Raw genomic sequence first — 1,361 nt, forward strand, 5'->3', positions numbered from 1 at the left:
CTAATGGGTTATATAATATTTCATTTTAAAATTATCGGTGGGGGCGATGTAAAACTCATTACTGCCCTGCTGTTGGCGCTCACCGCAGAACAATCACTAGATTTCATTATCTATACCGCCATTATGGGCGGAGTGGTAATGATAATAGGTATGTTGATTAACAAACGCGATATTCAACAGCGAGGAGTCCCCTATGCGGTTGCGATTACCTCGGGCTTTTTATTATCGCTATTCACCTAAAAAATAAAGACCCGTCAATTAAGTAATAATACAAGGTTATTTTAATGAATCGTAAGTTTCTTTTATTATTTTCAATCCTGATTGTCGCCATCGGGGCTGCCGGCATTATGATCAATACCAAGAATGATGAACATACACCCTATAATTTCATCGATTCAAATAAAGAAAAAGAAGTTGAGATTGTCCTGGCACAGTCAACACATGATCTCTCTTCAGGTACCCTACTGACTCAAAACGATTATGCACTAAAAGCCATCATGGTACCTGAATCAAGTGAATTAATAAAAAGCAACATGTCAGGAAAAACAGGCATCAACAGTCATTTACTGAAAGTAAACCTTGCAGCGGGTTCATATATTACAACAGCAGTTTTGGCTTCACCCGACAGTGATGAATTCAATTACCTTAACTTAAAAAAAGGGGAAGTCATTTATAAATTCAATATTAATCAGAACAATGGGTATTTGTTGGACACATTGCAGGTAGGTGATTCCCTCTCATTTCAATTAAGAGTGCTTGAGACAGACAAAAACAAAGGTATGAATAGTGGCACAGTGATTAACACGAAAGAGTTGAGCGATAAAAAAAGTCAAACCTTTTCGTTGAATGAAATCATTCCCGCAATGAGAGTAATAAGAATAAAAAAGTATTCGACAGACGAATTATCAGAAAAAAATAACAAAAATCAAAAGACTGAAGAGGTCGTAACTGGTTATATATCCGTCATCATTAAAAGGGAGGAACTAGACATCATTCATATTGCAGAAAAGTCGGGTGATATCGTTCTGGCGCCGAGTATAGTTACTGGCAATAATCAATCAACAAATATATATGACATTATACCTAAACTACGCATAACAAGAGAGCTAAGAGGATGAGAACACCCAGGCCAGAATATATCAGTTGGAATAAACTGTTTTTACTCTTCGCCATTGCAATCGGCCAAATAATTGTCAATCAGGCATATGCCAAGCCTGTTTACTTATCGTCAGGCGAATCATATATCATAAAGACAGAGGAGGAGATTGATACTGTTTTTGTCTCCGCCGCTGCGATTGCTGATTATGAACTGGTTGGTAAAAATAGCATTATTGTTTATGCAAAAAAAGAAGGAATAGCAG

The 1,361-nt window shown here is 36.9% G+C and carries 3 protein-coding genes; all 3 read left to right on the forward strand.

Annotated elements, in window-relative coordinates:
- A partial coding sequence (locus V2A85_RS23665; protein WP_420072548.1) for a prepilin peptidase occupies window positions 1-240 on the forward strand: 240 nt, incomplete at its 5' end.
- Between the two features lie 44 nt (window positions 241-284).
- Window positions 285-1,118, forward strand: a complete 834-nt coding sequence (locus V2A85_RS23670) for a tight adherance operon protein (RefSeq protein ID WP_420072549.1) — start codon at window positions 285-287, stop codon at window positions 1,116-1,118.
- A partial coding sequence (locus V2A85_RS23675; RefSeq protein WP_420072550.1) for a pilus assembly protein N-terminal domain-containing protein occupies window positions 1,115-1,361 on the forward strand: 247 nt, incomplete at its 3' end. The genes V2A85_RS23670 and V2A85_RS23675, both read left to right, overlap by 4 nt.

This window comes from Yersinia sp. 1252 StPb PI (assembly GCF_048593885.1).
Lineage (GTDB): Bacteria > Pseudomonadota > Gammaproteobacteria > Enterobacterales > Enterobacteriaceae > Yersinia > Yersinia enterocolitica_E.

What these genes read in the sequence shown, in the direction of transcription:
- V2A85_RS23670 (WP_420072549.1), top strand. Translation starts at nt 285, where the DNA reads ATGAATCGTAAGTTTCTTTTATTATTTTCAATCCTGATTGTCGCCATC.